Origin of the sequence: Exiguobacterium sp. s131, from assembly GCF_018617345.1 — a bacterium.
Lineage (GTDB): Bacteria > Bacillota > Bacilli > Exiguobacteriales > Exiguobacteriaceae > Exiguobacterium > Exiguobacterium profundum.
In genome coordinates this window covers 756,244-769,922 of the sequence record NZ_JACSJX010000001.1, presented here as the reverse complement: position 1 = coordinate 769,922, position 13,679 = coordinate 756,244, and the positions used below count along the sequence as shown (strand labels likewise).

The following is a 13,679-nucleotide window of genomic DNA, read 5'->3' as shown; positions in this document are numbered from 1 at the left end:
CATTTAGAAAAGTTTTTTTCGTTCGTGTTTCAGCTTCTTTTCAATGTAAAAATATAATCTTCATTCGATATTTACGTTCATAATCAAATCTTTACAAACAGATTGTTCGTGCTTTCCACTTGCATTTTTGCTCAAGAGCGGTATACTAAAGGTGTAATTTTAGAAAATAACAATTTTATATTTCATTTTGTCGTCTGTAGGTATGGTTTATTATTATTCTACACATTGGGAGGTTATCCAATGAAAGGCTCAACAGATCGGATGTTAACGCGCATCAAGTCCATTTATTTGTTCATCAATGAAAGGGAATCCGTTACCACTTCAGAACTAGTAGAAGAGTTCGGCATCACGTCACGTACCGTGCAACGTGATTTGAACGTACTTGAGTACAATAACCTTGTGGAGAGCCCTAGCCGTGGCACGTGGACTTCATCAAAACGTTCACTCAAGACGGCAAATTGAATTGTATATGTATATTCAAGAGACCTGCATGCTAGGTCTCTTTTTTATGAATGAAGGTTTTGTGGTTTTAGATTGTATCAATTGCTTAAGATGAGGTGATGATGTGAAAGAAGAAATAATGAAGTACATAGAGGACAATTTCCCAAACCTATCTGGAGAAGTCCATCTAAGATTCGAACTTGGCGAACCGTATAAAAACGGAACGGATGAGAGAATAGAGCAAGTTGTAAACAGAGTAACTACATTGTTCGAGGAAGTGTTTCAATCTGATGATTACATCCATATCTTTATCAAGGATTGGAACGAAACAGAGGACATCATGTTCGGGAATACCACTTCCGAATATTTGTATGGTTTATTCATGAAACAACAGATTGAAGAAGAAACGTTATTTGAATTAAATGAAGATATTGACGAAATAACAGGGGAATTTATAGAAATCAAACATGAATATAAAGCAAAATTTGTATCCTCGCAGATCAAGTCAATCTCTTACGAGAAAATCCTTAGAGGTATAGGAAATTACGAGCAAGGAAGAGAACCTTCAATTGGACAAGCTGTTTACTTTATTAGCACCGAAAAGAACATCGTGTTTCATATGTACGATGATCGAGGTTGTATCATAAGTTCAAATGAAGTTGAACCACTTGTTCCTTTGTATCACAGATATAACGACTGGTTGGTTGACTCTTGGCGTGATGATTTTGATGCCATTTTCAAAAAGATATAATCGAAAAACAGAGCTTTTTATACAAAAAGAGAATCCGTCCCATCAGACAGATTCTCTCATCTTCTTATGATTGAAGAAACAGTTGAACTTCTTCTTCCGTCAACTCACGATATGCCCCGAGCTCAAGCGTCTCATCGAGTTCTAACTTTCCGATTTGAACACGCTCCAATCGTTCGACATGTTTGCCGACCGCCGCGACCATTCGTTTCACTTGGTGATATTTCCCCTCAGACAACGTGAGGCGAATGACCGACCGACGTCCGCTCTTGCTCAGTATTTCAAGACGGGCCGGCTTCGTCGTATATCCGTCCTCTAACTCGACCCCATTCGCGAACGTCTTGATATCCTCTACTGTCATCTCCCCGTCGACCTCGGCGATATATACTTTGTCGACGTGCTTGCGAGGTGACATGAGCGCATGATTGAACGCGCCATCGTTCGTGATGAGGAGCAGTCCCGTCGTATCCTTGTCGAGACGACCGACCGGGAAGAGGTCATAATGGGCATACTCTGGATCAATCAACTCGATGACTGTCGTCTCGACTTGATCTTCAGTCGCACTGATGACCCCTTCCGGCTTGTTCATCATGAAATAGATGTAGGGACGATACTCAACCACTTCCCCGAACACCGTGACTTTCTCTGATGCTGGGTCGACGTGCCGTTTCGCATCTTTTACAGGTGTCTCATCGACTCGCACTGCCCCTTGTTTCAATAAGATTTTTACATCTTTTCTTGAACCATATCCCATGTTCGATAGCAATTTATCAATTCGCATTATCCGTTCCTCCGATATTCAAAGCGTTTCCCTAGTAATTTCCCTGCGAGATGGCTCCGCCACCCGAGGTATCCATATACGAGAACGCCGATTGTCACTCCCACGATTGTCGCAAAAATGTCGTTCCCCCAACTCGCCTCATCATTCATTGTAACGAAAAGAGAGAGGAAGACGGCAGCGAACATCGCCCCACCCATCAAGAACATCAAGATGGTGCGACGAAGCAGTTGCTTATACGGGAAGTGGAGCGTTCGTTGAATCATCCATACCATGAGAATAATGGCCACGATGTATCCAGCGATGGTCGCGTACCCGGCTCCGATTCCGCCGAGCCAATAGACGAGCGGTACGTTCAATGCAAGTTTCGTTAACAGTCCCATCGATGTGGCAAAGATGGTGAAGTACTGACGGTTGATCCCTTGGAGGATCGCAGCCGCGACCGAGTAATAGGCCAAGAAGAAGGCACTTGGTGCGTAGTGGAACAAGTATACCCATCCTTCGCGGTCACCCGGGAACAAGGTGCCAAACAATGGCTCCGCAAGTGCTACGAGACCAATGACCGCAGGAATCGTTACGAAGAACGAGACTTGGAAAATATGGTTTACTTGATTTCGAACTTTTTGCATGTCCCCCGTCGTGAACGAACGAGTCACAAGCGGAATCGTCGCCATCGATACACTCGCTGCGACAGAGACTGGAATCAACACAATTTTATGGGCGTTCCCGGTCAAAAAGCCATACGCCGACGTTGCTTCAGAAACGGTCGCACCCGTACTGAGCAACGTATTGACCATCGTCAATTGGTCAATCAATTGATAGAGAGGGGTCGATACCCCGACCATCACGATTGGAATCGAATAGCTAAGCAATTCGAGCAACAACGATTTCATCGAGCGGACCGGTGTGCCCGCCGGATTCTCTGTCTGACGATGAATGTCTTTTCGACGTTTCCAATACATGATGAGCACGGCGAAACTACCGATTGCCCCGATGAACGCACTGAACGTCGCAATCGTGACGGCAATGACTTTTAATCCGTTTAATTCAGTCGTTTCAACAGATTGCGTCCCCCCGAGGGCATTGGCAATCGGTTGAATGAAGTTTGAATCCGCAAAGACGAACAAGACGAGCATCGTTCCACTGAGGAGGAACAGGATGCGTACAATCTGTTCGACCACTTGTGAGATTGCCGTCGGTGCCATGTCTTGATGTCCCTGGAAATAACCACGTACCATACTCATCGCCGGGATGAGCAGTAAGGCAAAACTGACGCTTCGTGTCACGAGGGTGAGCGAGTCAATGTATTGCTGATTGTTCTCTGAGTTTCGGACCATCAGTTCGGATAACCATGGTGCTGCAAAAAAGAGTAATAAAAAAGCGACGACACCGGTCGCAAGCATCAGCTTCATCCCTTGTCGGAACAGTCGTTGACTTGTCCCGTATTCTCCTAGTGCATTATATTTTGCGATAAATTTCGAAACGGCAACGGGAATCCCTGCCGTCGAAATGGAAATCATGATCGCATAATACGTATATGCTGCTTGATATAATGTCACTCCGGCAATCCCGACCATCGCTTGGAACGGGAACGTGTACAGTAGTCCTAACATTCGGGAAATCAAGTTTCCCGCTGATAAAAGAAGCGTTCCTTTGACGAAGGAGGCTCTTCCAGAATCTTGTTTGGCGCTTGATGACATGAGGTACCTCCATCTATAAATCAACGATTTCAATGAATTCGGTTTTACAAAACAACCGCTTCTCATTATACTCTTACTGTTACGGATAATAAAGTTACGATAATTTTACTAATCATATAGATGAAGAAATGAGGAGATACCCTATGAAAGATGTCATCGTCATCGGTGGAGGGCCGAGCGGGCTCATGGCAACGTATGCAGCGGCAAAAAGTGGCGCTTCGACCTTGCTAATTGATAAAGGTTCAAAACTTGGTCGGAAATTGGCCATTTCAGGTGGAGGACGTTGTAACGTCACGAACCGAAAACCAATCGATGAATTGATTCAATTCATCCCCGGGAACGGTCGCTTTTTATACAGCGCCCTCGCCCAGTTCGACAACCAATCCATCATCGACCTTTTCACTGGATTCGGGATTCCGCTAAAAGAGGAAGACAACGGACGAATGTTCCCAGTGACAGATAAAGCACAGGACGTGGTCAACACGTTGCTTCGGGCAATCGAAGACCTCGGCGTCGAGATTCGAAAAAAAGCTGAAGTCAAAACGCTACATTTTAATGAGGAAAACGAGTTTCACGCTGTCGAGTTGATGGACGGTGAGATGCTCGAGGCAAAAGCTTGTGTCGTCGCGGTCGGCGGACAGTCCGTCCCACACACCGGTTCGACCGGAGACGGCTATCCATGGGCACAGAAGGCAGGACACACGATCACCGAACTCTTCCCGACAGAGGTGCCAATCAAATTGAATGACGCGTTCATCGGAACGAAACAACTTCAAGGATTATCGTTACGGGACGTCGCTTTGACGGTGCATGGCAAAAAAGGGAAGGCGATCAAGACGCATCAGGGAGACATGATTTTTACCCATTTCGGGATTTCAGGTCCAATCGCGCTCCGTTGCAGTCAGTACACAATCAAAGAACGGAAACGCAGCAAAGAACAGGTCGTCCTCTTGTCACTCGACTTCTTCCCGGACACGTCACGAGATGCGCTCGTTCAGGAACTGTGGAACCAAGTACAGAGCCAACCGAAGCGTGCCGTTAAAAATGTATGGAAAGGCTACATCCCTGAGCGACTTCTTGACTTATTGCTCGAAGAACTCGCATTTGGAGAAGAAGATGCGAGTCAGTTGAAAAAGCAATCAGTCATCGATTTCGCAACACGTTTGAAAATGTTCGAGATGCACGCCGTCGGGACACTCGACTTTGATAAAGCGTTCGTCACAGGTGGCGGCGTTTCGGTTAAAGAAGTTGCACCACAGACGATGATGTCAAAGAAGGCACCAGGTCTCTTCTTTGCAGGTGAAGTACTCGACATTCATGGATACACAGGTGGCTACAACATCACGGCCGCCTTCACAACGGGACATTGTGCCGGATCGCACGCAGCTGAACTGGCGACAGAGCGGTAAAAGGTTCGGTCTAACGTATTGGCTACGTACTATTATGTTCACTAACAATCAAAAGGCTTGATCCTGTATCATTCAGGACCAAGCCTTTTTTACATTCTTTTCAACTTAATTTTCCAATTCCATCACATTTCGATACTTGAACTCTTCTAGAATTTCATGACCTTCTTTGAATGTCCATTCGGGAATCGATAGCTCTGGATGCGCCGTCAAATAGTCATGGAGCACATTCTTCCCTAGAATATAATTACTCCAACGCGGAATGTCTTTTTGACTATTACCTACTACAAAATCAGTAAAGGATGTTTCATAATCATTCACTCGACTTGCAATGTGTTCCATGGTCGCATCATCTAATTGAACATGCCATGGGGGAGAAACTCCTTTGACAATCCGATCAGCAAATGCGTCCGCTTTCCCTTCGATAATAATAGACTCCAGAATCGAACTAAGATTGTATTTGTTTTGATCACGAAGAATCAGATGATGATACTCGTGAGCCGTCGAATAGGCTAGCACATCTTTGTCAAAATCTGTATCGAGAAACAAGATGAATGCGTCTTTGTATGCTGCTGCGCCTACTCCTTTCAACGGTTCACTATCGTAAAAGAATTCAGGATTATACGGGGCAATAAACACTGTGCTTTTCTTTTTGGGTAAGATTTGATTTGAATCTGCATATGTCGATGCAATAATCTCTTTAATCTCCTCATGCTGCTCGATTAATTTGTCTAACTGCTTCAGCAATTGTTGCTTATGAGGAGTCGGCTTTAGATTAAAATCAGTTTTTAATCTGGATGTATCGATTTTTTCTTCCTCTCCAACCTCTCCTATGTAATCGAGTACGTATTTTTTGAAGTTTTGTTTGCTCTCCTCCGAGTCGGTTGATTCAAGAGATGCGTTCAAATATTGCTGGTATTGGGTGTAGAGTGGGACGATTGTCAATTCATTCTCATCGTTAATTTTTATCGTTTCGATTGAAACGTCAGGCTCAGACGTTTTAGATTCTGACGTTTTTTCATCATTGCTACATGATGCTAATAGAAGTGCTGAACTACAACATAGAATACCGAATAGCTTTTTCAGTTAAATGACCTCCATATCAATGATCAATATCCCTCATTCGCTCACTTATGTTAAATCATACCATTAATTACTCCCATAATCTTTCCAATCCAATCTAATATCAGCATGTCATCACGACCATCACAACAAAAAACGACTCGAACCCACTCTAATGAGGGCTCAAGCCGTTTATGGTTATTCTTTCCCTGCGATTTGACGACGCACTTCTTTTTCGAGCTCCGGCTCGGGCGGCATCCATCCTTCAGGTTTCATGACTTTATTGTCTGACTCGCGTAAGATCGGCTTCCCGTCCGGTCCAAGTTTCGCCATATTGGCGCGCTGGACGATTTCAAACAACGGAACGGGGTCGAGCCCGAGTTCAACGAAACTGCCCATCACAAAGTATAACGCATCCGTCAATGCATCCCCTTGTCCGACGAGGCGTTCCACATCATCCGACGGAGGTGCGTCTTGCAACGATTTTTGAACCGCCTTTTGGAATCCTACTTGGAATTGCTCGATGGCTTGTAAAAACTCTTCTTCCGATTCCGATGATTGATGCAAAAACTCGACGACCGCTTCCTCTGCCGTCCACACCGATCGTTTTGTCGCACGATCAAGCGTCAACGGTTGCGGCGATTTCGCTCCTGGATGTCCAAATGTCTCGTGGAATTGTTTCACTTCTTCAAAAAAGTAACGTTTGCTCATCTGTCATTCCCCCATGATCAGTCCACAGATACGAAGGCATCTAAATCGAATACTTCCGGGTGGACGATTGCAAAGATTTCATTGTCTTGTAAAAACATACCGGTCGAATCATACACACGAGGCGTCACCATCTGACCGTTGATGGTCCCTTCTTCTGGGTTGACCGTATAGAGAACGAGCTCCTCAGAGTCGAGCACGTAGACGCGTCCTTGCCTCTCGACTAGCCCAACTCCTTCGAACCGTTCGAATTTTTGCTGGATGGAAGCACTCATCCCGTCAGCAGATAACGCTTGTCGTGAATCAAGCATCCATTCGGTCTCGGGCTCTTGTTTCTCTTCTTCCGCTTCTTGTTCGTTCGACTCATTGTCAGGCGAGTCTTCAGTTGCAGCCGTTTCGCTCGAGGCATCGTCATTCGTCGAGACGTTTTCTAACGTTGAATCTTCCGATGATTCTTCTGTTTCTTGAGTATTCGTGTCAGCGTCAGTCGATGTTTCTGATGATTTGTCATCGGCCGGAGTCTCCGGTTCGATCTCTCGTTCTTCGACATAAAGGAGCTCAAGGTCCGGGGTATCCGCCAATCGGTTCATCATGAACAGCCGTTTCGTTTCCCGGTCATACCCAAGACCAAAGATTCGGTCTTCCGACACGAGTCCTTTGATTTGTTTACGTGGCCGCTCGACCCAGCGTCCTTCTTCTCGCTCGATTGTAATGAGCGTACCGTTCGCTGTCACCGCATACACAAGATCTTCTTCGACCATGCGCATCCCGATAAAGTCATCGAGGCGCTGTTTGCCTGAATTCTCAAGTTGGAGCACAGAGTTGACGCGCGTCCCGTTTCCGCTCACTTCAAAAAATTCAGCTTGTTCGGTTAAGACCAAATACGCCCCAATCGTGTCACTGTAATACACTTCATCGATTTGACTGATTTGTTCGAGGGCATCGGTCGTATCGATATCTTCATCATCCTGCGCAGCTTCCACGGGTGGAAGTGAGGCCGTTTGATGACTCGTTTGAATATCAATTTTTTCAAATGTCGAGGCGACCTGTCGTTGAATCTCTTCATCTGAAAAGACAAAAACATAACAAAGGATCACACCGACCACGACGGCACATAGTGTCGTGTATAGCACATAAGAACGTTTCATGGACATGTCGTCCCCTTCTACTTCAGTATCGCCCTTTAGTGTATCAAAACCGTCCATAAAAGAAAATGACCTCACCAAAAAGAAAAGAATGTGCGACAATGTCACACATTCTTTTTGTTACCCCACTACAATATTGACGAGTTTTCCTGGAACGACAATGACTTTACGAACCGTCTTGCCTTCTGTGAACTCTTGGACACGCTCGTTCCCGAGTGCTTCCGCCTCAAGTGCTTCTTTTGATGCGTCACGAGAGACGTGCATTTTCGCACGGAGTTTCCCGTTCACCTGGATGACGACTTCAATCGTGTCGCTTACAAGTTTTGACTCATCGTATGTCGGCCAAGCCGCATACGTCAACTCTTCCGTCATGCCCATCTTCTCCCACAACTCTTCAGACAAGTGCGGCGCGACTGGTGAAAGCATCTTGATGAAGTCGACCATTTGAGATTTCGGCAACGTCTCTTGTTTGTTCGCTTCATTGACGAAGACCATCAACTGCGAGATTGCAGTGTTGAAGCGAAGGGCTTCATAATCCTCCGTGACTTTTTTCACCGTCTGATGATACGTGCGTTCAAAGTCGGCAGTCGGCGCCACGTCTGCGAAGTTCGTCTGATCGAACAAACGCCAGACGCGGTCGAGGAAGCGACGTGCCCCGTCAAGACCATTCGTCGACCATGCGATGGCCGCATCAAGTGGTCCCATGAACATTTCGTAAAGACGGAGTGTATCGGCTCCGTGCGACTTCACGATATCATCCGGGTTGACAACGTTCCCACGAGATTTCGACATCTTCTCGTTGTTCTCACCGAGGATCATTCCTTGGTTGTAGAGTTTTTGGAACGGTTCGCTCGTCGGGACCACACCGATATCAAAGAGTACTTTATGCCAGAAACGTGCGTAGAGCAAGTGAAGAACGGCATGCTCCGTACCCCCGATATACAAGTCGACTGGAAGCCAACGCTTGAGTTTCTCAGGATCCGCAATCATCTCTTCGTTATCTGGATCGATGTAACGGATGTAGTACCAGCAGCTACCTGCCCATTGTGGCATCGTGTTCGTCTCGCGACGACCTTTTTCCCCTGTGACCGGATCTGTATACGTCAACCACTCTTCTGCGTTCGCAAGTGGCGACTCACCTGTACCAGATGGTTTGATTTCATCGATGATCGGAAGTTCGAGCGGAAGCTCTTCGACCGGTACTGTCTTCATCGTTCCGTCTTCCATGTGGACGACCGGAATCGGCTCTCCCCAGTAACGTTGACGGCTGAACAACCAGTCACGAAGTCGGTATGTCGTCTTCGCACGCCCTGTGCCACTAGCTTCGAGCTCTTCAATGATCGTCTTGATGGCATCGGCTTTATTAAGTCCGTTCAAGCTACCAGAGTTGACGTGCTCACCGTCTTCGACGTAAGCCGCCTCTTCCACGTTTCCACCTTTGACGACTTCACGGATCGGGAGGTCGAACGTTTTCGCAAACTCATAATCGCGCTCATCGTGTCCAGGAACAGCCATGACTGCACCTGTCCCATATGTCGAGAGAACGTAGTCCGCTGTCCAAATCGGAAGTTTCTCGCCGTTCACCGGGTTGATCGCATATGCGCCCGTGAAGACACCCGTCTTCTCTTTGGCGAGATCTGTACGCTCAAGGTCCGTCTTCTTCGAGACTTCTTCAATGTATGCTTCGACTGCCGTCGATTGTTCAGGCGTCGTGATCACTTTAGTGAACGGATGCTCTGGTGCGAGTGTTACGTATGTCGCCCCGTGAAGCGTATCTGGACGTGTTGTGAATACCGTGACGATCTTATCGTGACCATCGACTTTAAAGTCGACCTCGGCACCGACCGATTTACCAATCCAGTTGCGTTGCATCTCTTTCACGCTCTCAGGCCAATCGAGACCTTCCAAATCTTCAAGCAAACGCTCTGCGTATTCCGTGATACGAAGCACCCACTGCTTCATTGGGACACGGTAGACCGGGTGGTTCCCACGCTCTGACAACCCATCGATGACTTCCTCGTTCGCAAGGACTGTACCGAGAGCCGGGCACCAGTTGACCGCGACTTCATCGACGTATGCGAGACCACGTTCGAAGAGTTGCGTGAAGATCCACTGCGTCCATTTATAGTATTTCGGGTCCGTCGTGCTAATTTCACGGTCCCAATCGTATGAGAATCCGAGTTCTTTCAACTGACGGCGGAACGTCTCGATGTTGCGCGCTGTGAATTCACGCGGGTCGTTCCCTGTGTCGAGTGCATATTGCTCGGCAGGAAGACCGAACGCATCCCAGCCAATCGGGTGAAGGACGTTATATCCTTGCATCCGTTTCATACGAGCGATGATATCCGTCGCCGTGTAACCTTCCGGGTGACCGACGTGAAGACCAGCACCGGATGGGTACGGGAACATATCAAGGACGTAGAAACAATCCTTCTCCGGGTCTTCTGTCGTTTTAAATGCTTCTTTCTCTTCCCAACGCTTTTGCCACTTCGGCTCGATTTCTTGATGTTTAAAATAACTCAACATTCTTCCTCCTCTGCATAATAAAAAGCCTTCCGTCCCCGAAAATGGGACGAAAGGCTTGAAAGCTCTCCGCGGTACCACCCATGTTGCATTGCTGCCACTTGAGACGCCGGTAACGAGGCGTAACCCCGGTTTTCCCTACTCGTTTCAGGAAAACAGCTCCAAGGCGAGTTCACAACATCCGCTTATCGATTCACACCATCCATCGACTCTCTTTGAAACGGAACGTTCGCTACTAGTCCTCTTCAATGCTTGCTATTCATCGTAGTCTATTTTAGCCCATTCTGAAATTCAACGTCAACTTGATTTTTCTGTGACACGAATGTCTTTCATGATGACAAATAGCGTTAAGGCCAACGTAGCAAGTAGTAGAAGCATGCCGAAGACTGCTGTAATGCCGAACATGTCATAGACAAAACCAGACAACGTCGGTCCAATCATTCGACCGACGGATGCTGCGATATTGACGAGCCCTTGGTATTGCCCAGCTTTCCCAGGTGGGGCAAGTTTCGCCGCAATCGTCGGAACAGCCGGCCAGACAAACATCTCCCCGATGGTCATGACAACCATCGCGACCATGAACATCCCGAATCCACCAGCGAATGGGACAATCAAGAACGCACCGAGGAAGATGGATGCCCCGATGATCAATTGACGTTTTAAGTCGTCCTCAAACTGTCGTAAGACGCGGTTGAGCAACGGTTGTGCGAAGACAATCATCGCCCCGTTCACTGTCCAAAGGAGTGAGTATTGACTGATTGTGACGCCGAGATCTTTCGAGTGAACCGCAATCGTCCCCTGCCATTGAACATACACGAACCAAAGCACCGCATAACCGACGGCGACATACCACATCGATTTCATCGTCGCACTCGATAGTGTCGTGGCTGCCGCTTCTAGTTGCGACTGAACGACAGGACGTGCCGGATTTTTCAAATAACGCAGTCCAAACAAGAGCACTACGACAAATAAGACCGATAAGAAGAAGTTCGCATAAAAAATCCACTCGATGTTAAATCGAGCGATTTGACCACTCATTGCCGTACCGAGGGCGACCCCCACGTTTTGCGCGACGTAAATCGCATTGAACGAACGGCGTCCCCCTTCTGGCCAAATGAGACCCGCAAACGCATATACGGTCGGAAAGACGAGTCCACCTGAAAGACCGATCAATCCGAGCCATACGAGATAGCCGAAGAACGTGGCATGAAACAGTAAAAATCCAAGCGAGCTCGCGAGCAAGAGACCGACAGAAATCATCAACGTCGTCTTCCCACCGATTCGATCGAATAGCGTCCCTCCGATGTAGTTCCCGACAATCGCGAGTGCCGAGTTCACAAGAAGCGCCACCCCAGCAAGCGTCATCGACTCACCTAAAAAATCATGAATATACAGTGTGTTAAATGGCCATAAAAAAGACGCCGCCGTTGTATTGAGCGCCATCGCAATTACTAAAATCCATACCGAAATTGGCATTTTATTGTTCACACCAAGTCCTCCTTTCATTCTTCTTTCACATTAAAAAAATCGGCACAAAAAGGCCGAATCGACAAGATTTCCTTATCAAACCTAAACGAACGCCAACGAAGTGTCAAGAAAAATTACTTATTATGAAGTTTTGTCATTTTCCGTTTGTGATAGGATGAGCAAGGAAGGAGAGATGAACATGAATCCATTCGGTCAAAATCGCTACCATACACTCAATGAGGCGTATCGCCGAGAGTACGGGGGCAAGGTGTTTAAAGTGCCACTCGATGGTGGCTTCACGTGCCCGAACCGTGACGGACGTGTCTCAAAAGGCGGATGCACCTTCTGTTCGGACGATGGAAGTGGTGATTTCGCGGGAAATGCTTGCCATCCGATTCCCGTTCAATTTGCAGAAGTGAAGGCTCGTCTCCACCGGAAGTGGAAAAATGCCAATTATATTGCTTATTTCCAAGCGTTTAGTAATACGTATGCACCAGTCGAGCGGTTACGTGAATTGTATGAACCGGCACTAAATGAGGATGGGGTCGTCGGTCTCTCGATTGCGACACGTCCTGACTGCTTGCCGGACGACGTCGTCGCCTATTTAGCAGAGTTGAATGAACGGACTTCCCTTTGGGTAGAGCTTGGTCTTCAGACCGTACACGACACCACCGCTAAAAAGATCAATCGCGGGCACGACTATCAATCGTTTTTGACCGGTCTTGCGAAACTTCGCCGTCACAACATTCGTGTCTGCGTTCATATCATCAATGGCCTCCCAGGTGAGACACCAGAGATGATGCTCGACACGGCACGAGAAGTTGCTAAAATGGACATACAAGGAATCAAGATCCATTTACTTCACGTCTTGAAACACACACCGCTCGCCCGTCAATATGAGAAAGGACTGCTCGACTTGATGGAGGAAGACACATACGTCTCCCTCGTCTGTGATCAACTCGAACGAATCCCTCCCGAGGTGATCGTCCATCGTTTGACAGGAGACGGTCCTCCCGACCTCTTGATCGGTCCGCTATGGAGCCGTCACAAGATGCAGGTGCTAAACAAGATTCGTGCGGAATTGGAGCGCCGGGATTCTTTTCAAGGAAAAAAGAAGGATGAGATGTATGGGATTAATGAGAGTACTACCTTTTGCAAAACAATTACTACATGACCATCTCGAGGAAGGTCAGGTCGCCATCGATATGACGGCCGGGAACGGACACGATACGTTGTTCTTAGCGAATGCTGTAGGCGAGACAGGACATGTCTATGCTTTTGATATCCAATCAGAAGCTGTAGCAGCCACAAAGGCGCGGGTTGAAGAAGCGGATGTCAGTGAACGTGTGACCGTGATTCATGATAGTCACGATACGGTCCAAGCGGTCGTTGAAAAGGAAGCGCGTCCGATCACCGCGGCCGTCTTCAACTTAGGGTATTTACCGGGAAGTGATAAATCGATCACGACACACGGAAATACGACGATTGCCGCATTATCCCAACTATTAGACGTCATGGCTGTCGGTGGCGTCATCGTCATCGTGATTTACCACGGACATGAAAGTGGGAAAGTCGAACGAGACGAGGTGCTTCATTATGTAGAGTCCCTCGATCAAAAACAGGCAGGCGTCCTGCGTTATGGATTTATCAACCAAGTCAATCATCCCCCATTCATCGTGGCGATTGAAAAACGTGCATAAG

Annotated in this window: 12 protein-coding genes and 1 other annotated feature; of the genes, 5 read left to right on the top strand and 7 right to left on the bottom strand. The window is 47.3% G+C overall.

Annotated elements, in window-relative coordinates; all coding sequences use genetic code 11:
• Positions 1 to 240 precede the first annotated feature (240 nt).
• Both KNO69_RS04025 and KNO69_RS04020 read left to right on the top strand, forming a co-directional pair.
• The gene (locus KNO69_RS04025) at positions 241 to 462 is read left to right on the top strand and encodes a DeoR family transcriptional regulator (RefSeq protein WP_012726776.1); all 222 of its coding nucleotides are present in this window, start codon (positions 241 to 243) and stop codon (positions 460 to 462) included.
• Between the two features lie 103 nt (positions 463 to 565).
• Positions 566 to 1,192 (top strand): DUF3885 domain-containing protein, encoded by a 627-nt coding sequence (locus KNO69_RS04020; RefSeq protein ID WP_214816187.1) that lies wholly within the window; start codon positions 566 to 568, stop codon positions 1,190 to 1,192.
• Positions 1,193 to 1,256: 64 nt separating this feature from the next.
• On the opposite strand, the gene KNO69_RS04015 is transcribed toward KNO69_RS04020, so the two are convergent.
• Entirely contained in the window at positions 1,257 to 1,970 is a 714-nt protein-coding gene (locus KNO69_RS04015) for a pseudouridine synthase (protein WP_078147222.1), read from the bottom strand.
• The gene (locus KNO69_RS04010; RefSeq protein WP_214816184.1) at positions 1,970 to 3,667 is read right to left on the bottom strand and encodes a putative polysaccharide biosynthesis protein; all 1,698 of its coding nucleotides are present in this window, start codon (positions 3,665 to 3,667) and stop codon (positions 1,970 to 1,972) included. Before KNO69_RS04010 ends, KNO69_RS04015 begins: the two co-directional genes overlap by 1 nt.
• 143 nt (positions 3,668 to 3,810) lie before the next feature.
• Between KNO69_RS04010 and KNO69_RS04005 the strand changes: the two genes are divergently transcribed.
• Entirely contained in the window at positions 3,811 to 5,076 is a 1,266-nt protein-coding gene (locus tag KNO69_RS04005; protein WP_214816181.1) for a BaiN/RdsA family NAD(P)/FAD-dependent oxidoreductase, read from the top strand.
• Positions 5,077 to 5,181: 105 nt separating this feature from the next.
• Here KNO69_RS04005 and KNO69_RS04000 read toward each other — a convergent pair whose 3' ends face one another.
• The 5 genes from KNO69_RS04000 to KNO69_RS03980 form a co-directional block, all read right to left on the bottom strand.
• Positions 5,182 to 6,018 (bottom strand): DUF2268 domain-containing putative Zn-dependent protease, encoded by an 837-nt coding sequence (locus tag KNO69_RS04000; RefSeq protein ID WP_251124858.1) that lies wholly within the window; start codon positions 6,016 to 6,018, stop codon positions 5,182 to 5,184.
• Between the two features lie 315 nt (positions 6,019 to 6,333).
• Positions 6,334 to 6,846 carry a pyrophosphohydrolase domain-containing protein gene (locus KNO69_RS03995; RefSeq protein ID WP_214816178.1) on the bottom strand — a complete coding sequence of 171 codons (513 nt, stop codon included), beginning with the start codon at positions 6,844 to 6,846 and terminating at the stop codon, positions 6,334 to 6,336.
• A gap of 17 nt (positions 6,847 to 6,863) precedes the next feature.
• Positions 6,864 to 7,991 carry a hypothetical protein gene (locus KNO69_RS03990; protein WP_251124857.1) on the bottom strand — a complete coding sequence of 376 codons (1,128 nt, stop codon included), beginning with the start codon at positions 7,989 to 7,991 and terminating at the stop codon, positions 6,864 to 6,866.
• A gap of 117 nt (positions 7,992 to 8,108) precedes the next feature.
• Complete coding sequence (gene leuS, locus KNO69_RS03985) at positions 8,109 to 10,514, bottom strand: leucine--tRNA ligase (protein WP_012726784.1); 2,406 nt, start codon at positions 10,512 to 10,514, stop codon at positions 8,109 to 8,111.
• 39 nt (positions 10,515 to 10,553) lie between these two features.
• Positions 10,554 to 10,769: a binding site (T-box leader), on the bottom strand.
• A gap of 39 nt (positions 10,770 to 10,808) precedes the next feature.
• A complete protein-coding gene (locus tag KNO69_RS03980; protein WP_236548930.1) occupies positions 10,809 to 11,999 on the bottom strand; it encodes an MDR family MFS transporter in 1,191 nt (396 codons plus the stop codon).
• 178 nt (positions 12,000 to 12,177) lie between these two features.
• On the opposite strand from KNO69_RS03980, the gene mnmL reads away from it, so the two are divergent.
• Both mnmL and mnmM read left to right on the top strand, forming a co-directional pair.
• Positions 12,178 to 13,152, top strand: a complete 975-nt coding sequence (gene mnmL, locus KNO69_RS03975; protein WP_214816172.1) for a tRNA modification radical SAM protein MnmL/YtqA — start codon at positions 12,178 to 12,180, stop codon at positions 13,150 to 13,152.
• Positions 13,106 to 13,678 carry a tRNA 5-(aminomethyl)-2-thiouridylate-methyltransferase MnmM gene (gene mnmM / locus KNO69_RS03970; RefSeq protein WP_074036434.1) on the top strand — a complete coding sequence of 191 codons (573 nt, stop codon included), beginning with the start codon at positions 13,106 to 13,108 and terminating at the stop codon, positions 13,676 to 13,678. Before mnmL ends, mnmM begins: the two co-directional genes overlap by 47 nt.
• The last annotated feature ends 1 nt before the right edge of the window (position 13,679 follow it).